The organism is Paenibacillus sp. 2TAB23 (genome assembly GCF_052115165.1).
Taxonomy (GTDB): Bacteria; Bacillota; Bacilli; order Paenibacillales; family Paenibacillaceae; genus Pristimantibacillus.
This window is the reverse complement of record NZ_JBFRGD010000002.1, coordinates 1-24,991: the sequence shown is the minus strand read 5'-3', so window position 1 is coordinate 24,991 and position 24,991 is coordinate 1. Positions and strand designations below refer to the sequence as shown.

General features: G+C 46.7%; 19 protein-coding genes, 3 tRNA genes and 1 pseudogene. 3 read left to right on the top strand and 20 right to left on the bottom strand.

Going from position 1 to position 24,991, the window contains the following annotated elements:
* The first annotated feature begins 560 nt into the window (after window positions 1–560).
* Window positions 561–1,532, top strand: coding sequence for an S-layer homology domain-containing protein (locus AB4Z29_RS02770; RefSeq protein WP_441941611.1), 972 nt, complete (start codon window positions 561–563; stop codon window positions 1,530–1,532).
* A 63-nt stretch (window positions 1,533–1,595) separates the two neighbouring features.
* On the opposite strand, the gene AB4Z29_RS02765 is transcribed toward AB4Z29_RS02770, so the two are convergent.
* The 10 genes from AB4Z29_RS02765 to AB4Z29_RS02720 form a co-directional block, all read right to left on the bottom strand.
* Window positions 1,596–2,291, bottom strand: coding sequence for a uracil-DNA glycosylase (locus AB4Z29_RS02765; protein WP_441941610.1), 696 nt, complete (start codon window positions 2,289–2,291; stop codon window positions 1,596–1,598).
* A 140-nt stretch (window positions 2,292–2,431) separates the two neighbouring features.
* Window positions 2,432–3,448, bottom strand: a complete 1,017-nt coding sequence (locus tag AB4Z29_RS02760) for a LacI family DNA-binding transcriptional regulator (protein WP_441941609.1) — start codon at window positions 3,446–3,448, stop codon at window positions 2,432–2,434.
* Between the two features lie 86 nt (window positions 3,449–3,534).
* Window positions 3,535–5,793, bottom strand: coding sequence for a glycoside hydrolase family 88/105 protein (locus AB4Z29_RS02755; protein WP_441941608.1), 2,259 nt, complete (start codon window positions 5,791–5,793; stop codon window positions 3,535–3,537).
* Complete coding sequence (locus tag AB4Z29_RS02750) at window positions 5,790–7,571, bottom strand: hypothetical protein (protein ID WP_441941607.1); 1,782 nt, start codon at window positions 7,569–7,571, stop codon at window positions 5,790–5,792. Before AB4Z29_RS02750 ends, AB4Z29_RS02755 begins: the two co-directional genes overlap by 4 nt.
* 34 nt (window positions 7,572–7,605) lie before the next feature.
* Window positions 7,606–8,478: a carbohydrate ABC transporter permease gene (locus AB4Z29_RS02745; RefSeq protein WP_441941606.1), complete on the bottom strand. Its 873-nt coding sequence runs from the start codon at window positions 8,476–8,478 to the stop codon at window positions 7,606–7,608.
* Window positions 8,479–8,535: 57 nt separating this feature from the next.
* Window positions 8,536–9,438, bottom strand: coding sequence for an ABC transporter permease (locus AB4Z29_RS02740; RefSeq protein ID WP_441941605.1), 903 nt, complete (start codon window positions 9,436–9,438; stop codon window positions 8,536–8,538).
* A gap of 83 nt (window positions 9,439–9,521) precedes the next feature.
* Entirely contained in the window at window positions 9,522–11,153 is a 1,632-nt protein-coding gene (locus AB4Z29_RS02735) for an extracellular solute-binding protein (protein WP_441941604.1), read from the bottom strand.
* A 216-nt stretch (window positions 11,154–11,369) separates the two neighbouring features.
* Window positions 11,370–13,625 (bottom strand): helix-turn-helix domain-containing protein, encoded by a 2,256-nt coding sequence (locus AB4Z29_RS02730; RefSeq protein WP_441941603.1) that lies wholly within the window; start codon window positions 13,623–13,625, stop codon window positions 11,370–11,372.
* A 227-nt stretch (window positions 13,626–13,852) separates the two neighbouring features.
* Window positions 13,853–14,344: a hypothetical protein gene (locus AB4Z29_RS02725; protein ID WP_441941602.1), complete on the bottom strand. Its 492-nt coding sequence runs from the start codon at window positions 14,342–14,344 to the stop codon at window positions 13,853–13,855.
* A 139-nt stretch (window positions 14,345–14,483) separates the two neighbouring features.
* Window positions 14,484–14,879, bottom strand: coding sequence for an RDD family protein (locus AB4Z29_RS02720; RefSeq protein WP_441941601.1), 396 nt, complete (start codon window positions 14,877–14,879; stop codon window positions 14,484–14,486).
* Between the two features lie 228 nt (window positions 14,880–15,107).
* Here AB4Z29_RS02720 and AB4Z29_RS02715 point away from each other — a divergent pair, with 228 nt between their 5' ends.
* Complete coding sequence (locus AB4Z29_RS02715; RefSeq protein ID WP_441941600.1) at window positions 15,108–15,674, top strand: hypothetical protein; 567 nt, start codon at window positions 15,108–15,110, stop codon at window positions 15,672–15,674.
* A gap of 16 nt (window positions 15,675–15,690) precedes the next feature.
* On the opposite strand, the gene AB4Z29_RS02710 is transcribed toward AB4Z29_RS02715, so the two are convergent.
* The 4 genes from AB4Z29_RS02710 to AB4Z29_RS02695 form a co-directional block, all read right to left on the bottom strand.
* On the bottom strand, window positions 15,691–15,966 hold the full coding sequence (locus tag AB4Z29_RS02710; protein WP_441941599.1) for a hypothetical protein: 276 nt from the start codon (window positions 15,964–15,966) through the stop codon (window positions 15,691–15,693).
* 257 nt (window positions 15,967–16,223) lie between these two features.
* Window positions 16,224–16,309 (bottom strand) — tRNA-Leu (locus AB4Z29_RS02705).
* A 19-nt stretch (window positions 16,310–16,328) separates the two neighbouring features.
* Window positions 16,329–16,405 (bottom strand) — tRNA-Ile (locus AB4Z29_RS02700).
* A 37-nt stretch (window positions 16,406–16,442) separates the two neighbouring features.
* Window positions 16,443–16,519, bottom strand: a tRNA-Met gene (locus AB4Z29_RS02695).
* Window positions 16,520–17,029: 510 nt separating this feature from the next.
* Between AB4Z29_RS02695 and AB4Z29_RS02690 the strand changes: the two genes are divergently transcribed.
* On the top strand, window positions 17,030–17,542 hold the full coding sequence (locus tag AB4Z29_RS02690) for a 2'-5' RNA ligase family protein (protein WP_441941598.1): 513 nt from the start codon (window positions 17,030–17,032) through the stop codon (window positions 17,540–17,542).
* Window positions 17,543–17,622: 80 nt separating this feature from the next.
* Here the strand turns inward: AB4Z29_RS02690 and AB4Z29_RS02685 are convergent, their stop codons facing one another.
* The 6 genes and pseudogenes from AB4Z29_RS02685 to AB4Z29_RS02660 form a co-directional block, all read right to left on the bottom strand.
* Window positions 17,623–19,143 (bottom strand): ABC transporter substrate-binding protein, encoded by a 1,521-nt coding sequence (locus AB4Z29_RS02685; protein ID WP_441941597.1) that lies wholly within the window; start codon window positions 19,141–19,143, stop codon window positions 17,623–17,625.
* Between the two features lie 5 nt (window positions 19,144–19,148).
* Window positions 19,149–20,039 (bottom strand): ABC transporter ATP-binding protein, encoded by an 891-nt coding sequence (locus tag AB4Z29_RS02680; protein WP_441941999.1) that lies wholly within the window; start codon window positions 20,037–20,039, stop codon window positions 19,149–19,151.
* Window positions 20,040–20,047: 8 nt separating this feature from the next.
* On the bottom strand, window positions 20,048–22,963 hold the full coding sequence (locus tag AB4Z29_RS02675) for an ABC transporter permease (protein WP_441941596.1): 2,916 nt from the start codon (window positions 22,961–22,963) through the stop codon (window positions 20,048–20,050).
* Window positions 22,964–22,966: 3 nt separating this feature from the next.
* The gene (locus AB4Z29_RS02670) at window positions 22,967–24,040 is read right to left on the bottom strand and encodes an efflux RND transporter periplasmic adaptor subunit (protein WP_441941595.1); all 1,074 of its coding nucleotides are present in this window, start codon (window positions 24,038–24,040) and stop codon (window positions 22,967–22,969) included.
* Entirely contained in the window at window positions 24,006–24,737 is a 732-nt protein-coding gene (locus AB4Z29_RS02665; RefSeq protein ID WP_441941594.1) for an ABC transporter ATP-binding protein, read from the bottom strand. The genes AB4Z29_RS02670 and AB4Z29_RS02665 overlap by 35 nt, the downstream gene beginning before the upstream one ends.
* 125 nt (window positions 24,738–24,862) lie before the next feature.
* Window positions 24,863–24,991 (bottom strand): annotated as a pseudogene (locus AB4Z29_RS02660) (IS30 family transposase); the annotation flags it as partial.

Genomic DNA, 24,991 nt, shown 5'->3' with positions numbered 1-24,991 from the left:
CGACTGCTAGCTTCGTTTTTAAATGACTCTCTAGCTACTCTTTATGATCTTCATCTTTAAAAATCGGTTCCCAATCAAGTCTCACCAACAAAGGAGAATGAAGCTTAATGAAGCGCAAAACACGTAATAAGATAGAGAGCGGTTCATACATTGTTGAAATAATTTTAGAACTATTGGTATACTTCCCTCGACTAATTTTCCGGCTATGCAGATGGATCTTTGATTAGTTTACATTCCCAGCCTGCCTCAACCGGATTTCCCTCCAACAATTGTAACAAGACCTTGAACCAGTAACGTGCCTAAAATAACTCTACTACCACACTGCGGTCTAGCTCCTCAAACCTTCGTTCAGAAAAAACGCCCTATATCGGATAAATGCTTTGAAATACCGAAATGATATACATATAAGAGTTTAATTCTCCATGGTGACTTCGAATGAAAACGAGCGAGTTTCAACAAATCTGAGGCCCTGGTTCATCTTTTTAACAATCATTGCAACCATTCTTCAATTCATAACGTCAAATAATTAGCTATAGCAAATAAAAAAATGAGGTGACCGCATGAAAAAAAGATCCCTATTGATCGTAACCCTAGTTGCGATGATGCTTTTCACTCTGGGACAAACCGTATGGGCATTCAAGGATGTGCAAAAGGATCCGAATGAGCAAAAGATCGCGGAGCTTAAAAAGCTGGGCATACTAAGCGGCGATAAGCAGGATAAGTTCAATCCGAAGGATAAGCTTACTTACGCCCAGGGCGTATCATTGATTGTCAAAGGTTTGGATTTGAATATCGACCATATCCGCTTTATCAAAGCGCCAGAAGTAAAGGATTACTTTACGAATCTCAAAAATGATGCTTGGTACGCAGACGCATTTATCATTGCGAGTCTAAATGGCCTTGAAATACCAAAAACGGTAAAAGCCAATGATGTGATGACCCGTGAGCAGTTCGCTCACCATTTGTTCAAAGCGATGCTTACGAAAGGCGACTATGCTTTCATTGAAATCTTCATGCTGCTTGAAGACGAAGCCGACGTAAATAAGGATTACATGGACAGCATTCAGAAGCTAATCATCAGCAAAGTGGTTACATTGGACAAATCCAATAAGTTCTATCCCAAGAAAGCCGTTACGCGCAGCGAAGCTGCAGGCTGGCTATATGGTGCCATCCAATTCACAAAGGAGAATACGCCTATCCCAGAACAGCCTGAGCAGCCCCAGCAGCCAGCAATCGATCCTAAGCTATACGTTACGCCCGTAAATGCTGACATCAACAAAGTAACCATTACGGCTCAAATGCCTCATCCTGGATATGGACTTCGGATCTCCTCAATCGCTTTCGAAGGTGAGCAAGCGATTATTCACCTAGAGACTTTGCTTCCGAATCCAGATACCATGTATCCGCAAGTGATAACCGACGTATCGATATCCACTTACATCGACAGCAAGCTAAAGCCAGTACTCGCAGGCGGAAGTCAATCGTCTCCAGGATCATCTGGTTCAGCTAGTTCGGGTATCATCGCGCAATAACCAATTTAAAAAGGCTTCTCTGCTCTTCCGAACCTTGGTTCGAAGAAGCGGGGAATCCTTTTTTTATGTGTGAATTAGCTCAGACAACTTTGGGATTGACCAATCTATCGGTTCTCGCCCGACACTCTCAAGAAATGCATTAGTCCTCGAGAACGGCTTGCTCCCGAAAAATCCTTTGCGCGCCGCAAAGGGGCTTGGATGAGGAGAAGAAATAATCAAATGCTTTTCCGTATTTATGGCAGCCGCTTTAGCCTCCGCATTTTTTCCCCAGAGAATGAACACGACCGGCTCTTCTCTCTCGTTCAAGGCGTCAATAACGGCATCGGTAAATTTCTCCCATCCCAATCCCTGATGTGTATTCGGCTTCCCTGCTTCCACAGTGAGCACCGTATTCAGAAGCAGCACGCCTTGCCCAGCCCAGGCTTCAAGACTTCCATGATCAGGCGCCTGTACGCCTAAATCTGATTCCAGCTCTTTATAAATGTTCTTAAGCGAAGGCGGCACCTTAATTCCTGGTTGAACAGAGAAGCTTAGTCCGTGTGCCTGATGGGGTCCATGATAAGGGTCTTGTCCCAAAATCACCGCTTTCGTTTGTTCATAGGATGTATAATGTAGGGCATTGAATATTGCGGACTTTTCTGGATATACCGTTGTGCTCTCATATAAAGCATCAAGCTTGTCAAACAGCTCGCGCATATAAGGCGCCTCAAGCTCGCCATTTAACCGCTGTGGCCAGCCGTTGCTTAACTGTAACGACATTTCTATGCATCCCTTCCCGTATGCCTCAAACAAAAATCTCCTTCGTGTAAACCTGATCACTCAGATCCAAACGAAGGAGCCTTCTTCAAGCCAATGATTTCTATTATTTAAGCCATATTCTAGCATAGTGGGGCAGCTAACTACAACAGCTTAAGCGGATGCGCAGCAGCAGTGGATTGGCGTACGATAAGCTCTGTTCGAAGCGAAACGCGTTGATGGACCAGATCCCCATGATCAAACTGCCTGAGAAGCAAATCAACAGCAGCTTCCCCCAATTGATTCATAGGCTGCGCTATCGAGGTCAACGACGGATTAGTTACGGAAGCCAAGATGGTATTGTCAAAGCTGACAACGGATAACTCCGACGGCACGTGAGCATTGGACTCCTTGGCTGCCTGCAGCGCTCCAACCGCGAGAAGATCATTGAAGCAAAATAAACCAGAAGGCCGATTTCCCCCTCTAAGCAGCTTCATGACTCGCGCCTTGCTATCCTCTAGTCCATGTCCGCAAGCGATGATGCTGTCATCTGGAAGCGCATACCCCGCATCTTCAATAGTATCTCGAAAGCCTCGGAGCCTGTCCCTGCTGCTGCTAATGAGCAGGCTTTCAGCCAAGACTGCCATTCGCACATGCCCAAGGGCAAGCAAATGCTCAGCAGCGAGCCGTCCGCCCCTATAATCATCTGCAACTACTGTAGGAACATCCAGTGGAGCAACCTCACGCCCAATAACGACGATTGGTATGATAGAGCGCAGCTCCTCCAGCATCGCATGATTTTCAAGACCCGTTCCGATAATTATGCCATCGACTTGTTTTTGCTTCAGAACGGTCATGTATCTCTCGATACGCTCATCCTTATTGTCCGTACTGCAGATGATCACACTATAGCCGAATTGATGACCCCGATCCTCCACAGCACGGGCAACCTCGGCAAAGAAAGGATTCGCAATGTCCGGGATAAGCAGACCTAATGTGAAGGTATGCTTGCCCGTCAGAGCTGAAGCAATCGCGCTTGGCTGATATTGAAGCCTCTGCATGATAGAAAGTATTTGGTTACGACGCGCCGCGCTGATTTTCCCTTTGTCATTCATCACTTTGGAAACGGTTGCAATAGAAACACCCGCTTCTCTAGCAATATCATAAATGGTTGCTTTCATTCACATTCCTCGCTCGCAAAAGTCGCTATACCTCTATTATGCTCAGAGCTTCTGGAAATTGGCAATCATTTCTTTGTCCGTTATCATTACGCAATTGGCATTTGTCTATTGTTATTCAAATACGCCTTCAGACGACCAATCTCGACACCCGCAAGCATCATGATTCCTATGCCGTGATTATCATTAAGGACAGTTCTTAGATCGTACATATAGTAATCTGGGGAATAAGAATATCGTGAGCCGCTGCAAACTCCGTATACGTTGCCTTGCTTATCAATCGCACAGCCCGTTAATCCCTGCCATGCCCGCAAAGCTGTATCCCTATAATAATCTCGCTGCTTTAACCACCCGAATCTTACTCCGCGAGCCATTGCATAAGCAAACATCGCGGTACAAGATGCTTCCTCATATGCATCCGAGCGGTTCAATACCTGCCGCCAAAGACCTGATTCGCTCTGCACGTCTGCAACGCCAGCGCACATCTCCTCGAAAAATGTCTCTAGCGCTGGCCGATCGTCATGATCAAGCGGAAGCTTCTCAAGCAGTTCCGATAAAGAAAATAAGCACCAGCCATTGCCCCGTCCCCATGGAACAAGAGTTGCTTTCCCGTATTTGAAATCGAATACATGAGACATTAATGCTTCATCCGACATGAACAAATAGCTTTTGTACAAAAGAAACTGTCTTGCAGCTTCATTTAATGGGGCGCTATTGCCTGTTGCAGCCGCATATCGAATTAAAAATGGCGCACTCATATACAAGTCATCCGCCCACATCGTATTAGCCGAATAATCGCCGTCACATACCCTGTAGAATGCTCCATCCTCCTTGCGCTCCAGCTTTTGCAGCATAAAATCGGCTATTCGGTCTGCAATTCTCAGGAACGTTTCGTCTTCAGACTGCCCGTACGCTTCCAGCATCGCAGAACCAAATGAACCGCAATTATCGAGCATATGCATCAAAACAAGCTGGTGATTCAGCGATGGAAATCCGTAAGCTTCCTTGTCCCACATGGAATAATCATACAGATCCGTGCAGGCGCGAATATGGCTAAGCGTGTAATCCATTAAATCTTTTCTATCCAGCTCCCGCGCAGCTCTCAGCAGCCCATACATCGTAACCCCGAGCGGATAATCCCAACGACCATAGTTTGTCGCACTGCCCGTCGTCCATTTGTTGCTCAGCATCGCATTCTCATAATAAGGCCGTAGGCGCGTATGTGGGGCATCAACCGACCAATAGGTGCTTCCAGCAAGCGCTCCTTCTCCGTTAATCACCTTAAATAATTGAGAAGTCGAACATACCTCAGATGGCAATAGGTTCTGATCGGGATTCAGCGGACCTGCGTACAGCCACGCACCCTCATAACCGTGAATATGAACCGGAGCTTGGAAATTGAGCTGGCCCCTTTCTTCTAACTGCGCGCTTAACTCAAAGCCCCAGCCAGAATCGCTGCTGATTGTATGCACAAGTAATTCGTTTCTTCCGGCGAATACCCTTGCGTTGATAGAGAAAGCTCCCGCTTCAGCAAATGATGCCACGCGATGTCCATTCAGCCAAATTTGAGTAGGACCACATGTGCTGCCTTCGAGAAGCACCTCAGTATCCCCAGCAGGCAGGCATAACGCCGTCCAACCGTATGCGGCTGATCGACAGGAAGGAGCACCGAATATACGCTCGCAATTAGGCACATTTGACTCCGCTGCATCCCATGTCGTACGTGGTAGCCAGCTAAGCTGGTGTTCTGCCTCCGAATCGCCAAAAGACAATATGCAGCCATCCTCACTAATAAGTGATTTCCGCACGGGCTCGGAGTATACCCATCCTGCATGACCCATTCGTTCAGCGAATGGCGCCAAAACCTGCATAATGCGAACCTTCGCTTCATCAGCACCGAAGCAGCAGCCGAATCCGGCAACCGTGCTGCGTACTTCAATCAACAGACGATTCCATCCTTTACGAAACAACAAAGGAATGACCGCTTGCGCTTTTGGTTTCAGCTCTTCCACAACTGATGATCGATAGATCATTTCCTCGTTCATAAACAGCTTCACTGGCCCGAATGGCTCAACGATGCTATCAATGGAACGCTCATCATCGCTCCAGACTAGCCCATAGACATAGGCATATTCCCCAATCCCAGCATTCGGCAGCTTCTCAGCCATGTTCATTGCATATAAACCTGTTTCCGTTTGCAGGATGCCCGCATGGGAAAACGTACGCAGTGCAAACGGAACTGCAGGATTCGCTCCGACATAACGTCCTGCTAGCACCTCCAGTATCCGATTGTCATCCTCGCCATACCAATATCGGCTGCTCTCGCGCGGTTCAAAGTATGGGCTCATATCAACAGCTCCCTATCAACCGCTTCGTCTTCCTTCACTCTTTTAGATGATAGTCTAATATCAAAGGTTTTGTGGTAAGGCGTCATCAAATTGACAATAAGCGCCTTACAGCCTGACGGAACGCCTGTATTTCTCAACGTTTTGACAAGATGCTCATGCGCTCCGCAATCCATTTCAATCCAATCGTCTCCAGCGGCAAAATGGGCTGTTCCCTGCTTCCAGAAGCAGACATCGTCAGCAGGGACGACCCCATCTCCCGTAAGTTCACCTTCTTCACCGAATACAAATACAACCTGTGTCATCAAACTCTCCGGCTCCTCGCAGCTTATCGTAAGCTGCCAGCCAAGCTCGCTTTTCATTAGCTTTGCCTCGACATGATGCTGCTGCAAATGGGTCGTTTCTCTCAAATGATGCGGAAGCAAATACCAAGGGCTTACTGGCGAGCTAGCCGATTGCGGCAAATCTTTCTTCTTTATAGGTCCGTAGTATCCCTTGGATTCAACAGCTGTCAATCGGTAGCCATGCTCCAACACTTCTAGATCATTCATTTTGACAAACCCAGGCTCGAAGGAGGTTCCGATTTGTACGGCTAGCAGCCTCGCTTGACCATGCCGAAGCGCAAACATGGAGCTGGACTCTGTCATGACAGTTAAGCTCGTTTGTCCATCTCGTTCACGAGCGACCGGTGCACCGAAATCAGGATGCAACCGGCTGTGATAGATGATGCCGTGATGCCCGGCACCCTCCATCTCGCTTAAATAACGTTCACGCTCAAAATCACGATTTACCACGACTCGGTAGTTCGTTAGAAGCTCTGCGGGCGGAATGGATGGCTCGCGCAGCTCGGGACGCAACAAATAGCTTATCATCGCGTTGTTAGGCAGCCATCCCGGATGCTTCAAAGTCTGACCGGCAAGTTCTGCAATCGCTTCAAAGTGAGGATCCTGATCGTGGACGGCCATTAATCTGCTGACGAGAAAATAGCTGTCCATCGTGAAGCTATTGCCGAAATCCTGGCGTCCGGAATAATCGGTAACGACTTCGCCATTTGGATGGATCATATAAGCCATCATTTTCAAATTTCGACGAACCGGCTCGAGCAGCTCCTTCTTATCCAACAGCTCCGCCGCATGAAATAACATCACATCGCTGACTGAATTGTAAATCCCATTGCTGCGCTCGGTCCATTCGCCATCTTCTGTGCAATCCATTCCTTCAGCGAGCCATTCAAGCGCTCTCGCCTTCAGCTCCTCATTGCCAGACAGCTTATACAGGAATCCGAGTGCAGCGCTCAGTACCCAGCGGTGATTTGGCGTATGGCAGCCGCCTGTTAATAACGCTGGAATCGTCCGCTCTAGAAAAAGCAGCGTGTTCGATGCTGCTTTTTGCAGAGGCTCCCAATCATCCTTTCTCAGCAGCTCATAGGCTTGTGCCAGCCCTACAACAACAAATGCTGTATCAGGCGGTGAATGCATATTCGTCCAGCCAGGAGAAATCGTACCGTCAGCATGCTGCGAGCGAAGCATAAATTCACTTCCTAGCACAAGCCTTGTAGCCAGCTCATCGTTATGATAATATTTCGAATCCATATTCACGAGAGCCGCAATCCACAGTGCCATAATCATTGGAGTACCGCCATGACTCGGCCAGGCAATCCCATTCTCCGAATCTGCTACTCCGCCATAATAGCGGCTGGTTGAATCCATAATTTGGCGTTCAGCGCCTTCTTGCACCCATTCGTCATTAATCTTTACTAGCTTGCTATACATCCGCTTCATTCCTTTCATCTCATATCATTCCGATTGCAGGTGACTATCCCTTAACCGCGCCTAGCATTACACCGCTTACAAAGTAACGCTGCAGCCAAGGGTATACGATAAGAATCGGCACCGTCGCGAATATAACACTTGCGGCTTTCAAGCTCTCAGGCACGACCGTAGCCATTTGCGACCCTTCCATCTGCATGAGCTCACTGACCATATTGTTCTGAATAAGCTGGTACAGCTTGAGCTGAAGCGGATAAAGCGACGGGCTGTTGATATACATGAGCGTATCCGTAAACCCATTCCAACGACCAACGGCATAGAATAAGCTGAGAGTCGTAATAACAGGCAGCGACAATGGGATCATAATGCTCAGCAAAGTCCGGAAATGGCTGCTGCCATCGATTTCGGCCGATTCCTCCAAGCTTTCAGGGATATTATTGAAGAAAGAAATCAGAATAATCAGATAAAAAGGATTAACAAGTCCCGGCAGCACGAGCGCCCATATGGAATCAAGCAATCCCAAATTTTTGATCAAGATGTATTCAGGAATGATACCGCCGCTGAAAAACATCGTAATGACAACGACAAACATAAACAGTTTACGGCCCTTCAGTTTCTTTTTCGCCAAAGGATATCCCATAGCGATTGTCAAAACCATGCACATAACGGTGAAAATCACGGTTAGCAGCATCGTGAAGAAAAGGGAGCGAATCATCGCAGGATCTGTAAAAACCTTCGCATAGGCTTCAAAATTCAGATCGATTGGAATTAAGCTTACTAGGCCAGCTTGAATGGGTTTAACCGAGCTTAGCGAGATTGCCAATATATGAAGAAATGGAGCCAGACAAAGCAGTGTGCACAACAATAACACTACAAAATTAATCGTATCAAATACACGGTTAGCGGTTTGTTCTCTCATAACGTCCGCTCCTTTCAAATAGTCGCATGCTAGAATTAATGGCATATTGCGAAAAAATTACAGGATGCTCTCATCCGTCAGTTTCTTGGAAACATAATTGGAGCCGAGTACGAAAACGAGGCCTACAACAGCTTGGAATAAGCCAATTACCGTTGCCAGCGTATACTGCCCGGACTGAATGCCAATCCGATAGACAAACGTACTTAACACATCCGAATACTCCCGAACCGCTAAGTTCCCGATGACATATGGACGTTCAAAGCCGATCGAAATCATATGGCCGAGGTTGATAATGAGCAAGACAATAATAGTAGGCTTGAGACCTGGAAGCGTAATATGCCAAATTCGTTTCAGCCTTCCCGCTCCATCAATTCCTGCCGCTTCGAATAGCTCCTTATTAATGCCTGTGAGCGCGGCCAAATAAATAATCGTTCCCCAGCCGGCGCTTTGCCACACGCCAACAAGCAAATAGGTGATGAGCCAATCATTTTTGTCTGTTAGAAACGGAATCGCCTCTACACCGAAAGAAGACAATACATTATTGATCATGCCGGATTGTGTACCGAATACTTGATAGACGATCCCGCCAATAATGACCCAAGAAATAAAATGCGGAATATAAAGAATTGTCTGAGACAGCTTTTTGAACCAAGCCGTTTTCAATTCATACAGCATGATTGCCAATATAAGCGGAGCCGGAAATGATACGATCAAATCAAGGAAATTCAACATTAGCGTATTACGCAGCGTTAAATAGAAATCACGCATGCCGAATACTTCTTTAAACGCCTCGAAACCAATCCATTCACTGCCATTGATGCCTTGAAATAAATTGAAATCCTTAAATGCAATTTGTATGCCGTATATTGGTCCGTATTTGAAAATAATAAAATATGACAGCGGCAATACAAGCAGCGCATACAGCTGCCAATATCTGCGAAAATAAACACCCATGCTCACAGCGGTCGCCTCCAATTTTGAATAGGAGCCTGTGCAGGAATTCAACCAGAGCCGATTCCTGCACATGTTCCAACTTGTTCGCTTTATTTCGATTTCATTTCATTGTAAGCTGCAATTCTCTCGTCCAAAATCGCTTGACCGCCGTTTGCCATGTAATCTTTAAGCATCGTAGTGTAGGTGCTTTCGAACTGATCCGGTTTCGCCATAGTCGTTTTTACAATAATCTCATTGAACTTATCGAGCAATGTTGTAGCATATTTGGTTTGTGCTTCAATTGGTCTGTCCAGCATCACGAGCGGGATCGTATCCGCGTATGCAATCTCTTGTGCAATCGCAAGCTGCTCTTGGAATTGCTTAGGCATGGAAAGGGCTCTTGCTTGGAGATTTTTCTCTAGGCTGCCGAGCTGTTTACCATTGGAAATGATCGCCAAATCACCTGAATTGAATAAGCGGTTTTTGGCCTCTTCCGTCGGGTTCTCATTCGCCACGGGAATACCGTCCACTAACGAATAGTTTTCATCCAATACACCATTTTGGAGATTGAACAAATTGTCATCTGAAGCCATCCAATTCAAATATTTAACTGCTTCTACCGCATTTTTGCTAGACTTCGGAACCATAATGTAAAGACCGTTTGGTGCGTATTGCGGTTTAGCATGCTTGCCTTGGTCATTCGTGTACACATCAACCGCTGAAAGCACAGCACCTTCTACCGTTTTTTGCAGCAAATCATAGGTTCCGTCTTTATAGTAGATGTTAATGTCATCTTCGCTGAAGAAACCTACTTTACCCGTTTGAATATCTTCGCTCATTTTCTTTTTGTCTTTATCTAGTCCAAAATCTTTACTGATCAGGCCTTCGTTGTACAGCTTATTCATAAATTGAAGTCCGTCCTTGAAGCCTGGCAGCAGGATTGGATAATCATTCGATCCAAGCTGCTGGGTAAGCGTATATTGCTGCTCTTCTGTCATCGTCTGAATGAATGACCAGAGCAAAGGCTCATACTGTGCAGATGCGATCGTCATACCAAGCGGAATAACTTGTCCGCCCGTTTGTCCAGGGTCTTTTTCTTTAAATGCTTTCAACGTTTCATAAAGCTCGGCTGTTGTTTGTGGAACTGGCATGTTTAGCTTGGTCAGCCAATCCTCACGTATAAAGGAAGCATATTTGCCTGTATTGGAACGTTTAGCCGGAATCGCATATTGTGTCCCTTCAAATTTGCCATACTCGAGTACTTCATCACCTAAAAATGTTTTCAATGTTTGTCCGTGCTCTTCAAGCAACGGACCTAAGTCGGTAAGTCCACCCTGTTTGGCATAACGGTTGAATGTATTCGGATCATAAGTAAATACAATATCCGGAACATCACTTCCGCTAGCCATCAGTACATTCAGCTTCGCTACTTCCTCGGAACGCGGTACAGGTACGTATTCGACTTTCACATTGTTGGCATCTCCGAATTTCTCTTGAACCAATTTCGATAAGTAGTTGTCTGTAATCGTAGAACCTGCTGGAGCGTTACCCCGATCAAAAATTTCTACTTTAAGTGTAACCTTTTTGCCTTCTGCAGCTTTACCATTATCACTGCCGTTTGCTGCCGGTTCTGATTTAGATGAGCATGCCGTGAATGCCATCGTACTAACTACTAATAAAGCAAGCATTGATGTTTTCGAAGCAATGAACCGTTTTTTTGTTGTGTTTGTGTTTCCAGTCATCGTTCCAACCCCTTCATCATATCGAGTAGTATTCAAACCGGGCTGCAGGGATCGTTAGGCAGCGCTTTCATTCCCTTCATTGCAGTCCGTATCGGAATGACCAAAGTATGCCATGCCATTCGAATAGTCTGCAATAAACTAGTTTCTTAATCATAAACCTCAGCATAAATTCCCATATTATGGATTGTTAAACTTTGCTCGCATTCTAAACATTTTTCATAAACCCGCGTGGTTACTGGGTTTTCCGGGCTTTAACTTCAACCTTCTAAAGTCCCCCGGCGTTACACCGCTTACTTTCTTAAATACGCGTCCGAACGTAATCGAGTTGGCATATCCAACTTGCAGAGCAATGCTCTGCACAGAATCCTCCGTTTCTGCGAGCAGCACCTCCGCGTGTTCCATACGGAGCTGTACGATGAAGTCCACAAACTTCATATTGAATTCTTCTTTAAAGAGATAGCTTGCGTATTTGCCCGAGATATGAAAACGATCGCTCAGATGCTTCAAGGAGAGATCTGGATTCGCAAAATTTTGTTCGATATACGTTTTCATTTCGGTAATCATGGCATGATGGTTTTTCGTTTCGCAGAAAGCAACATAATGATGGTACAGCTCTGTTAGATGATCCAGAACCAAGCCATTCAGCTCCGTGAGTGACATAGTATGATCAACGGACTGTTTCCATCTCTCCGCGTTTTCAGCTGTAAAATGCTCATGTAAAACCTCTGCAACACTGCTTAGCTCCGTACCCAACATATCCATCAAGGTCTGAAGCAGCATCCTCACGTCTTCGTCCTTCAAACAATCCGCTTCCAATGACTTGAACAGCTTCTCCAAATGCTCGCGCCAGTTGCCTGTCGACAATCTAAATTCCCGTACCAAATCAGCTGCCATCTGCAAATATTTATACGACATGTTACCAGCTTGTCCCGGCAGATCATCACTCATTACAACTGCATCCTTGTTAAGCGATAGTTTATGAAGCATCGCATCCACTGCCGATTGGTAAGAAACATGGATCGGTGCCCAATCCTCGACAATCGGGCCTATCCCAAAGGTTAATGCCATCCTTAGATTATCCGATACCCAAACGCCGCCTTTTTCTGCAAATCGACGAATTCGCTCTTTTAATTCCAGCTTTTCATGGTCTGCTCCGACTATGATGCCCATCCGGCTCTCGCCGATCCATTCTGCCCAAGCAAACATCCCCTCATCCTGAGCCAACTCCTGCAGCACATTAGACAAAGCAAATTTAAGTGTATGCTGATCCATGACAGAAAAACCGCTGCTGAAAATCCCATACTGACCAATTTCAACGACGATAAATGAAAATTGCCCTAGCTTTGTACCTGCTGACAGCAGCTTCAGCTTCAGAATTCTCTCTTCAGCGCTGGCTGCTCCTTCTCCCCGAATAAGGTCAAAAAAGAGCTGCCTTCTCCCCGCCAAAATATGATCCTGCTGCTGTTTTTCGAAATCGGACGCTTGCTGAATCAAATTCTCGAGCGTATGGTCGATCAGCGACAGCTCGTCCATCTTCCCCGCGCCCATCCCCTCGCTTCGAAGCTGGATGGATTCAATCCGATTCATCATTAAACGGATAGGTTTATAGTTTTTTCGTGTTATATACAAAATATAGATAATGGCAAACAGAACCGTCAGAACACCGATAACGACCCATACGTAAGAAATGACCGAAACCCACAAAAAGAGCTGTCCCGCCTTTATGCCGCTTTCGAACGTCCATCCTAGAACTCCCATATCAACACGGTTAAGAACTTTGCCGCCTTCTTCGCCTGGAGGCATCGTTGAGAATAGTAATTGACCATCCTTGTCTCGGATATGTAAAAACGTAACGGAGTCATTTTTCATTGATTGAATCAGTCGTTCGACGGCATAGAAATTTACGTTAATGACAACAAGCCCTTCTGTTCCAAAGGGCAGCGGCTCCCGTTTGTACATGGAGATGACTTTTTTGTCGGTTTCCAGGCTCAGCTCATGGTAAGGACGTATGGCAGACCAGCCTTGGTATGCAGACTGTTCAAGAGCTTGCTCTAGAAATGCCTTGTCTGCAAAATCATCCCATGATACAAGCCCTATTCGTGTTAATACCTGTTTATCCTCAATTCGGTACACATACATGGAATCGATTAAGCTGTCATTGGCAACTAAGCCTCTCATACTGTCTACAACGCCAAAGGTGACCTCATGATTATCCGACGCCCGATCAACATTTATGAAATCACGGTAATAATCATTTTTTTCGATTTCCTCCAATACGTCCGTTTCAATTCCTCTCAGGGATCTTGATAAAGTATCCATAATATAGCCTGTAGATATGCGGTCAGCTTTGACCGTTTCATTATTCGAGAGCTCATTAACCATCAAGAACGATAAAAAGGTCAGCATCGTTATCGTGAATAAAAAAATAGGGAAATACGAAAGCAGCATTCGGCGGTACCAGCTTTTTTTCATAACAATCGCTCCTCATATTGGCTTACAGGCAATCGGTCAAGGTTCTATAAAATAATGATTCCATTATCGTTATTATAATAGGGTAAGCGCTTTCTCTATTCATTCTAAAAGATTCATTCTAGCAAAGCAATCATTTAGACTTCCTATTTAAACAAACGAATAGCCAGAGCTAGGCACCTGTTATCGATGACTTGCTCTGGCTATTCGGTTTCAAAAACGTTTCATCTTTAGCTCTGCTGCGTGTCGAACCAATTGTAGAAATATTGATTCATATATTGACCGGCAAGCAGGAACGGCAGTGTTTCTTCTTCTTGAAATGACTCTTTCCCTTGGATCGTAAAATACAGCCACAAGGCTAGTCCTTCAGCAAAAGCGCCTGAGTGATATTCCGTACCATTCAGCAGCTTAGCGATTGCAGCCATACAGTCCTCAAATACGGCTTCGCTTGCAGGATAGAGTGCTTGAAGCTTTAAATGAAGATACGAATAAACGTAAGGAAATTCCTTGCTCCCTGCCAAGGCTGTGCTGAATAGCGCGGTCGAGACCGCTGCAGTCATGATGCAGACCTTCCACTGCTCCGCATGCTCCTTGAGCGAAGCATCCTCTGGAAAACGCTCAAGCAGGTCATTGTAAAGCGTATCCTTTATGGAGAAAATCTCTGCATATAAACGACGCGAGCTTTGTTTAAGCGAAGCTTCTCCGTTTTTGCGATCGATCATATCATTCCCCGCCTTCCATTGCTTTGGCGACGTTCCGTCTACTCTAGTTTACTTCATTTAAATTCAAGAAAGCAAAAGTAGAAATGATCGCAAACAAAAAAGCTCACCGCAACTGCTTGCAGCAAGCTCTTTCATTGCCTTAATCTGCAGAAACGACTTCCGTCCCTGCAATAAAATCATGAATTGCCCGCTTATCCTCGCGCAGCCCTACCATAAATGCACTGATAATGACTGCTATTCCGAGCGTTAATGAATAAACAAGCCCGCTAACGACATTCCGAAGCAGCATCGTACCGATCCCTGGGCTTGAACCGTCCAGCTTGCGAATGCGGATGCCGCATATCCGTTTGCCAATTGTGTAGCCATTCCAGAAGACCGGAAGCAGCAGCGTGTACAGGAATGATAAAATATCCGTGAAATACTCTCTACCCTCAAGGCCTCCTGTAATAAGCAATGAAATAATAAATAGCGGCACACCAACTATCAAACCATCTAACAACGAAGCACCTAATCGAACCCAGAAGCCAGCGTTCATGCTCGCACCCCCTCCTGCTTCATTGTATAAGAAGCGCCCATGGATCTAGATATATGATCAAGAATGCAGGATCATGACCAGACGTGTGCGCGTTAAGAATCGTATAGGGGCATGAATGACGTTCTAAGACAACATCTCTTACTTTGCTTGAATAGAATGTCTTACAATGGTTTAAAATCTATGATGAGACTATTAACCATTAAATTTTTCGTAGGAGGCTCATAGCAAATGAACACTGCATGGAAGAAGTTAATAGAGAAAGCCTATGATTATCCTAGTACAAGGCAACGATTTCTAAGCAAGGGTATCATCTACCTTTACTGCGATTACTCCGGATTCACAGCTAGCAATAATCACGGTGCAGCCTGCTGTATCATCCATAATAGGCAATTAGAGATCACCTCTACACAGCTTCCTATCAAACAAGATGAAGGCTCCATTTATGGAGAGCTGCTAGCAATCGTGCACAGTCTCGATATGCTTGCTCTAGCATTGGCCAAGCATAAGCCGAAGCTCGCCGTCATATACACCGACTGCAGCCGAATCCAGCAGCTGCTTGCAAGCAGCTATTTCCCCAATTCGTTATACAGACAGGCTCGGGATCAAATATGGTCTGCAATTGAGCAGCTGCAAGCCTCCTTCCCAAATGTAGACGTGAAAATTAGTTATATAGGCAAACATAAAAAGAACAATGCGCTTCATAGGCTAGCCCATAATGCGGCAAGGCTGGCTGCCCGAGCAAATTCAGACATGAAGAAAGAGCCCACGATGGAATTCGCAGGCTCTTTCGGATGAGATTTGTACGATTTGCTTATTGAATCGGATTGTTTTGCAAAGACATCGCTGCAGCTTGTGCTTGTTGCAGCTTTTCTTGTGCTTTCTGAACGTCCTGATGCTCCTTCTTAACAAGCTGCTGTGCTTGCAGCACATGCTGCGTCTCTGCTTGCAGCATCAACTCTGCCTCGAGCAGCTCCTCATTTTCTTCCTGCAGCTGTCGATGAGCCGTCAGCACTTCCTGCTGCGCTTGCTCCAGCTTTTGATTTTCTTGCAGATCGGCAGCGATTTGCTGTAAATTTCTGTTTACCATCTCGAAAGCCTCCCTTGCACTCATTTTGTCAAAACGACCAACGTTTATCGTGCTCAAAAAAGTATGGTTTTATGCTGTTCAATCCTATGTCCAATGAAAAAACCTCCTTTGTTGTACCTGAACGAGTCAGATACTACAAAAGAGGTTTTTCAGCTTTACGTGAATCCTGTGTAATACATTTAAACACACAGGACTTACATCATTATAGAGCTTATGTACTTCGTGAAAACCATTGAATCATCAATGTTTTCTAGGTATGCCGAGGACGGGAATCGAACCCGTACGGTGGTCACCCACCGCAGGATTTTAAGTCCTGTGCGTCTGCCAGTTCCGCCACCCCGGCATGTTGTGAAGGTTTGCTATGGTGGGCCCTGAGGGACTCGAACCCCCGACCAATCGGTTATGAGCCGACCGCTCTAACCAACTGAGCTAAGGGCCCTCGAAAAACGTATATTTCAACGTATTCATCGAAAGGTTGGTTGCGGGGGCAGGATTTGAACCTGCGGCCTTCGGGTTATGAGCCCGACGAGCTACCGGGCTGCTCCACCCCGCGACGTATATCCATTTGAGCAAAGCTTCTTGAAATGGCGACATAAAATAATATACTATAGTTGTATGTTTTAAGTCAAGCAAAATATTCTAATTTATTTTCGAGCCTTTTTTACGGTATAAATCTAACGCCAAATCGACCTTTCCGCGAGCGAAAAACTTCGACTTCACGCGGGCTTTCATAGCCATAAACCCACCAGTCGTTTTCCATTCTTCTTACCAAGCACCCCGCCTGAAATTTTGTCTCGTATAGGCGAACCCAGTACACCCACCTCATGCGAATCCCTCCACTGTGATTAAGATGTCTAGCGGTATGCTAGCCGCTTCAATAAAGGTTGTAGCCATTAGAATACCCCAAAATTGGAATAATACAATAAATCAATGCAATATTCCTCATCACAATCACCGGCATGTCAGATGGCTTCATAGAACGAGGAGTCTCCTATTCGGTTTCTTAATTTATATGCAAATCGGGTATACTCAAAGTAAGATCATTGCGAAGGAGCTGAGATCCATGTTATACGGTATCGTTGTGTTTCCGGAAAAGCATGTTCAGGATTACGCAAACAGCCTGCGAAGAAGGCATGACCCGCACTATTCGGCAATTCCTGCGCATCTAACGGTGAGAGAAGCTGAAGAATGGACAAATGAACAGCTGCAGCTGGCTGTTGCCCATCTGGAACAAATCACCTCCATGCTGCCGTCATTCTCAATTCACCTGAACAGGGTATCAACCTTCTATCCTGTCAATCATGTGCTATACCTAGCCCTGCAAGACACGGTCTCCATGCAACAGCTTCACGAGCAGCTATGCAGCGGACCTCTCGCTGTTGAGACTCCTACTTACGTATTCACGCCGCATCTTACGATCGGACAAGAGCTGTCTGCTGATGAGCTCCATGATTTGTACGGCAACCTCCGCATGCAGGAGATTGATCTATCAACGACGATAGACCGCATCCACCTTCTCTATCAGACCGATAACGGCTCCTGGACCGCGTATCAATCATTTCTTCTTCGAGGATAACTTAGGACGTAAAATAAGCCCGAAAGCGGTTAGAAACCGCTCTTGGGCTTTTTAAATGGTCCGTTATCTACGATCTTTCATTATCTAGGCACTGGCATAACACCGATACCGCCGCCGCCGTCCATTCCTCCGTTAGGATTCGTTTTCAGCTTCTCAAGTACTGCGTTGCCGCGAGTTTCCCATTCGGCAAGTGCTTCTTTGGCCGTTTTGGTCTTTTTAATTACCTCTTGGAACAGCTCGTAGCCTGGTGATTGAGCTTCCCATATACCTGGTTTTTCACGGAAAATTTTCTCGGAATCCGTGCTTGTTGGTGGAAGCGGCTTAAGTGATGTAAAAGCGTCCATGTTGTATTGCAAGCCGCCAATTGGCGTCAAAAACTCTTTGCGTGCAACCATTTCATAAAGGCTTCTCGACTTCAGCTTCGCCCATTCCTTGCTGTTGGAAAATTTAATGAACTCCCAAGCATCTTTATCATTTTGTGCTTTGTTGTTAATGCCCATCAATTGGCTCAGCATAATGCTGCCGCCTACCTCAGGATCATTCGGGTGAACCGGTACGGTAACGACATCCCAATCTACTGGTACGTAATCTTTAATTTTGGCAGCATTGTCTGATGCTTTCTTCAGTTCATTGATATAGCCGTATTCACCGATCGTCATAGCTACTCTGCCTTTGATAAACAAATCGCCATAGAACGGATCATTTCCGTTTCCACCGTCAGCGACTGCTTTTTCATTTAATTTGTTAATAAATTCTTGAGTAGGAATAATTTCTTCTTGATAAAGGGAAGAGACGGTATTCCATACGCTTTCCCATTGCTCGCTGTTCACGAGCATTTTCTCGCCTTTGTCATCCCACATCTTTAATTGCAGCGCTTGGCTGTATATTTGCGTGTCGTTAAAGCCGTCAGACGGCCAGCGGTTGAATGAGAAACCGAAGTTGCGGTCTTCGCCTTCACCTTTAGCCACTTGGCGCGCAAGGTTAAGCACGTCTGCCCACTGCATTTTGTCAGTCGGAGGCGTTACACCCGCATCTGCAAACAGCTTCTTGTTGTAATACAAAGCGGATGAGCTGAATGTAGGCGTCAATGCATACAAATTTCCGTCGCCTGCGGATTTGATTCCTTCGATTACAGTCGGAACATAGTCGGTAAGGTCGAACTTATCCTGTGCGACTAACGGATCAAGTGGTTGAAGCAAGTTGTCCTGCGTCATACGGCGAAGCATGTTGTAATCAAGCACAACAACATCCACCGGGTTCGAGCCGTTCAGCATCTCCTTCATTTTCTCGTACGGATCAGGCTGTGTCGTCGGCTTCGCAGGATCTGACTGCTCAAAACGTTGATCATCGTAATTAATTGCGCCTACGATCTCGAATTCAATGTTTGGATGAGACATTTCGAACATATCGGTGTACTGCTGGCGGAAATAAGGCTCGTTGTCCGAACCGCCGTACAAGACGCCAATTCGAAGCACGCGCTTCTCGGTTGATTCCTCTGAGCCGCTGCTGCATGCTGCTAGCAAACCGATTAGCAAAGCAAGCGTTAAGCTAACTAAAGTTATTTTTCGAATACCCATTCCATTAAAACGTTTCTTGTTCATTCCAATTAACCCCCTAGTGATTTCGGCGGAGTAATGACAATCCGCTCGCCGTCAAATTCCATTGTCGCTTTGTCCTTAATATTTAAAGCTGTTAAATATTCCTTCGGAACCTGTAACCGACCAACGCGGTCTACCACGACATACGCTTCATGGACTGCTTGCAGCCCAGTTGCAACGGCAGGCAGCTCTACCTCACTCCCATCAGGATTGATGTTCGGATTCCGTTTGATAAACTCTGTGCTCGTTAAACCATCGCGGATCGCTACCACGCGATCGACTTTACCCGCAAGCGTTAGATCATGGGTAACAATGACAATGGTGATGCCAATCTCGCGATTAAGTCTGCGGAAAATATCCATAATCAAATCGGAAGTAGCCGTATCTACGGAGCCTGTTGGCTCATCGGCTAACAACAGCTTGGGTCGGTTCGAAAGCGAGATCGCAATGGCAACTCGTTGCTGCTCTCCTCCGGAAAGCTGATGGAGCTTGTTGTGCATACGCTCCTTGAGTCCCACCCATTCGAGCAGCTGCTTCGCGTAGGCACGGTCAACCTTGCCCGACAGCATCATCGGCATCTCTACATTCTCAAGCGCCGAAAGATAAGGCAGCAGGTTGCGGGCGTTATTTTGCCATATAAAGCCTACTGTCTCTCGCTTGTACTTGACAAGATCCTCTTCGGTAATCTTAAGGAGATCCCATGGGCCTACATGCACCTGACCAGCAGAGGGGCGGTCAAGACCGCCCAACGTATTCAGCAGCGTTGATTTCCCGCTGCCGCTGTTGCCGATGATTGCCATAAGCTCGCCTTCGTTTACTTTCAAGTTGAGGCCTTGAAGAGCGACGACTTCCAGATCGTCGGTTTTGTAAATCTTCACCAAGCCTTCGCAATCGATCATCGCTGTTGTCATCGTTCCTCTCCCATCTTGACCGCTTGATGCACTTTAAGCCTTCTAATATGAAGGAAGAGCAGCATCGCGCCAATAAACATCATCACTCCGACTACGATGAACAATTGGTTCGTATCATTCGAATCGAAAATAACCCGGAACGGAGGAACTGTTTCTGCAACATTCTCTGCGGTCTGAAGAAATGGCAGGAAGAGCAGACTGACCGTTTTCCCGATAAGCACGCCGAGTCCGATTGCTAGCCCTGCAGTAAACAGCTGCTCCAGTAGAAGCATCCCGGTAAGCTGCTTACGGGATAAACCCATCGCGCGCAGGACGCCGAATTGAACGACGCGGCCCGATAGATTAAAGAACCAGAATAGGACATATCCAGCTAGCGTGATTACGACTGATACTAGAAAGCCTAGGCTTAATATCCCGAACACGCCTCCGCGCGTAGGAAGCTTCGATTGCGCGATCAGCTCGCTTCTAACATCTTTAACTGAGGCAAGCTCGATTCCCGCCTTCTGGAGCTCGGTAACGATCGGTGCTACTTTGGCGTCCGGCTTCATCTTGAGCCATACTTCGTATGGTATAAGCGGAAGCTGGTCATAAATATAATCCAAATTCGTAATAATAAATGGCGATTTATCCGGATATTGGCTAGGCCAATATGGCAAAATGCCGACTACGACAAAATCCACCTTTCCTTCCGCAAAGCCAACCGAAACCGGATCGCCAAGCTTCAGCTGATATTTCTCGGCTACCTTGGAAGGAATTAATGCTGCTTGCTCATACAAGCCTAAGTTATTCAAGTAATGAAATGGATGCACCGGATACAAGTCATTGCGGAACCAGCCCACCTTGGAGAAATCGACGTTATCGATTCCCATAACGGTACCTTGACCGATTGACTTGCCAGATATGACGACGCTCCCTTTCGCTTGAAGGACGCGAGCTGCTGCTTCTACGCCTTCTAGAGACCGGAACAGTTCAAATGGCGGCTCCGTATACATAATCTTGGTCGGTACGCTTTGACCGCCACCGCCGGAGCCTCCACCAGAGCCTCCTCCAGAACCGCCGCCGCTTCCGCCGCCAGAACCGCCTCCATTGCCCGAGCCGCCCCCGCTTCCGCCAGAACCGCCATTGCCAGGTGTCGTTGTTAGCTCAGCCGAGCCTTCCCAAACGGTTTGAATCGTTACGTCCGCGCCGTACTTATACAGCGTGCGCTCCGTTGAGTTCAAATCGATCGTTCGTGCCGCCGATGCGTTGTAGACCCCAAGTCCCAGTGTAAGAACTAGCAGTATCATCAATGGATAATAACCTTTGGATGACCTTGACAGCTGCATAAGCGTTAAATACAGCGGTACAGGTAAAAATTTGCGTCCAAGCCAAGTAAAGCACTTGAGCAGCCACGGGAAAAGACGCAGGAAAAATAATCCAAGCGCAAAAATAGACAGCGCCGGTACGAAAAATAGAAACGGCTGTACATTTAATTGATCCGTTGTCATGCCCGTCTGGAATGTGAGCATTTGGCGCTCGTTAAACATATACCAGCCGTAGCCCGCTGCTCCAATTAGCAATACATCCAAAAACCAGCGCTGCCAGCTTGGCTTGCGGTCTGAACGAGCCAGATCCTGCTTATAGCTGACGATGGACGATCTTGCATAGATAACAGCAGGGATAATCGTAGCCAGAAGCGCAAGCAGCACGGCTGCCCCACCTGCTATGATTGCTTCCGTAGAGAACCCCACGGGGATCGACTTCCTATTGACAAAGGATAAGAAGCCATTGGCCGATCCGATGCTCTTCGCCATAAACCAGCCGATAAAGGGTCCGCTCGCCAGTGCAATGCCCCCGAGCAGCAGCCCTTCGAGCAAATAAATCCATATGATTTGCCGTGTACCTGCGCCGCGGCTTCGAAGCACCGCGATGTCGCTGCGCTGCTTATCAAGCGACTGACGCGCATTCATTGCAATAAAGAAAAAGACCATTGCCAGCATAGGTGCAGCAAGCGTAAAGAGAAGCGTCTGCAGCTGCAAGCTTTGCTTTTTGAACTCAGAAAGGGTGGATGCAAAGGATATTTCGACCCTAGTATCCTTTAGACGCTGATACAATTCGATATTCAATCGCTCAAGCGTCTTCCCAAGCGGCGTTAGTTGACTCGTCTGAATCTCCGATAAATCAAAGGCATAATACCAGCTCGCATTATGAAGCGGTATGCCCTTCTTAGCGAGCAGCATTTTATCGAATGCAGCCTCACTAATCTGAAGCGAGCTTAGCAAGCTTTCCATGCCTTGATACCAGTAAGAGCTCGTATCCGAAAGCGGCTTGACTGCTCCGACGATTTTGACCCTTAAAGTAAGATCAAGCCCGCCATATATCGGGTATTCAAACACATCGCCGATATGTATATCATTGCGATACATCGCTTCCTCGAACATAACGGCTTCGATCAGCTCGCCGTCGCCCTCGGCATTAACGAACCATCTGCCTTGAGTAAGCTCCGTGTTTTTATCAAGTCCTGACATCGTCATCATCGTGAGCTGTCGATTGCGGCCTGCATCCACTTTAGTCGGATCCTCTGGCACAACCTCCGAGCCGCGAATGGAATAGCTATTGACATACGTGTTGAAAGGAAAGCCAATCTCCTTAGGTACTCCATCCGTGATATACCGTTGAAGCTCCGTTAACGACGTGATGTCCGTTTTGCCTCCAGCAGGAGATTGATACCTCATTAGTAAGGAGCCCGCCGGCAATCCAGTGCTTTTCTGCTGCAGCGACTCAGCTACCACTCTTTTGAGTGCGCCATCCGCGTACATGGGTATGCTCGTTGCAAAAGCAACCGCCAGTGTCAGTCCTGCTAGCGTGCTTAAGGTTAGCCAGCGCGTGTTCCACATTTTGCGGAACAAAAAACGAAACAGCGGAATTCCCATTGGCTATCGACCTACAACTTTCTGACCTGGCTTCAACCCCTGCAGAATCTCAATCTGCGTAGAGGTTTGCTGACCTACCTCAACGTCTACCTCGCGTTTGCCTTCGGCATCAATAACCTGCACATACGTACGGGAACCGATCGAACGAAGCGTTGAAGGAGGAATGACGATGGCATTTTCAGTGCGCTTCGTAATGATGTTGATGGATAATGGCGTTCCGCGGTTTAAGTTTTTCGGCAAGTCCTTAAGGTCAACGATCATGAAGTCCTCTGGTCTCTCCGGCTTCGTCTCGCCAGGCGTTCCGCCTGTGCCGCCGCCAGCATTCGGGTCGTCTGCTTTAACCGGAAGCAGCTTGACTTTCCCTTTAAACGTGCCGACATTGCTGATATTGGCAACAACCTCAAGTCCAACAGCTATTTTCTCAATCTCCGTTTTGGTAAGCTTGGCAGCTGCCGTAATTTTACTTGTGTCCGCTACGATTGCAATCGGCGCGTAAGCTTTGATCAAATCGCCTTTCTGCACATTCAGCGTAACAATCGTACCGCTAAACGGCGCAGTCAGTGTCGCCTTGCCAATCTCCTCTTCCATGTCTACCAGCTTCTGCTTGCGTTCTTCAAAAGCAATGGATTTCTCCTCGAACTCGATCGGATCCATCTCGTCACGCATGCGAAGCGTTTCCTTCATCGCAATTTCTTCTTTCTTGAATGCGAGCCGTTCCATGCGCAGCGTCTTAACCAGATCATCGACATCAAGCTGCCCGATGGTTTGACCCGCTTTAATCTGCTGACCGGCTTTCACGCTCAGCTCTTTCAAATGCTTGCCGTCCAAAGTGAAGAACAACGTCTCTTCTTCCAGTGAAATCAGCTTGCCGATAACCTGCACCTTCGTTTCCAAAGTAGCCGTCGTCACTTCATATTCTGGCTTTTTCGAAATTTGGGGCGGTGCAATTTCTGGTAATACCTCTTCTTCACCTTCTGCTGGGAGCAGCGAGCACCCGCTTGCAAATATTAGGGAAACGCTCATTGCCACAACAAATGAACGCTTAAATAAATTTCCCGTCCACCATTTCATAGACATGGTCGGCAACCTCCAAAATCGTAGGATCATGTGTAGTCATGCAAATAGAAACTTGTTCAGTGCGAATAATGTCTTGGAATACCGCCATAATCTGAGCCGACATGCCTGAGTCCAGCTCTGCAGTTGGTTCATCTGCCAGAAGCAGCATCGGCTTATGGGCAATGGCTTTGGCAATGGCGACACGCTGCTGCTCTCCGCCGGAGAGCTCGAACGGTCTATGGTTCATCCGTCGTTCAAGGCCGACTAGCTCCAAGCACTGGACAACCCTGTCTTTCCATTCCGCTCGAGGAATGCCAGCCATGCGAAGGGAAAGCTCTACGTTCTCCCGAGCGGACAAAAGCGGCATAAGCGCAAAAGCTTGGAAGATAAAGCCCATGTGCTTACGCCTGACTAATGTACGCTGATTATCACTCATACTATGGAAAGGCGAACCGTTAAACAAGATTTCGCCCTTGCTTGGCGTATCGAGACCGCCTAAACAATTGAGCAGCGTCGTCTTGCCTGATCCGGATCTGCCCCTTAGCATAATCAATTGGCTCTCCTTAAGCTCCATTCGAATGCCCTTTAATACATGCAGCGGAGAACCGCCAACTTGAAATGTGCGCTCTACATCATTCACCGTCAGTAAATTGCGCTTTTCTTCAGTGGGCTCCAGCTGCGCTTCCGTGCTCTTATCTTCTTCCTGCGGAATGGCCATTAGCGCTTCCGATCCCTCCTTAACCAGCTTTCATAATTCTAATCTTACATGATAGACGAAGGACATGCTCAAAAAGTTACGCCAAATTCAAACAACTTTCAAAACTTTTTTTATTTGATGAATTGTCAAGCTAAGTGCGACACCTCTTCCATGAAGGCTTCGTGAGCCGACCTCCACCCGAGACATTTACGAGGACGGTTGTTAATCAAACGAATGGCATCAGCGAGTTGCTCATCTGTAACGGAAGCGAAGTC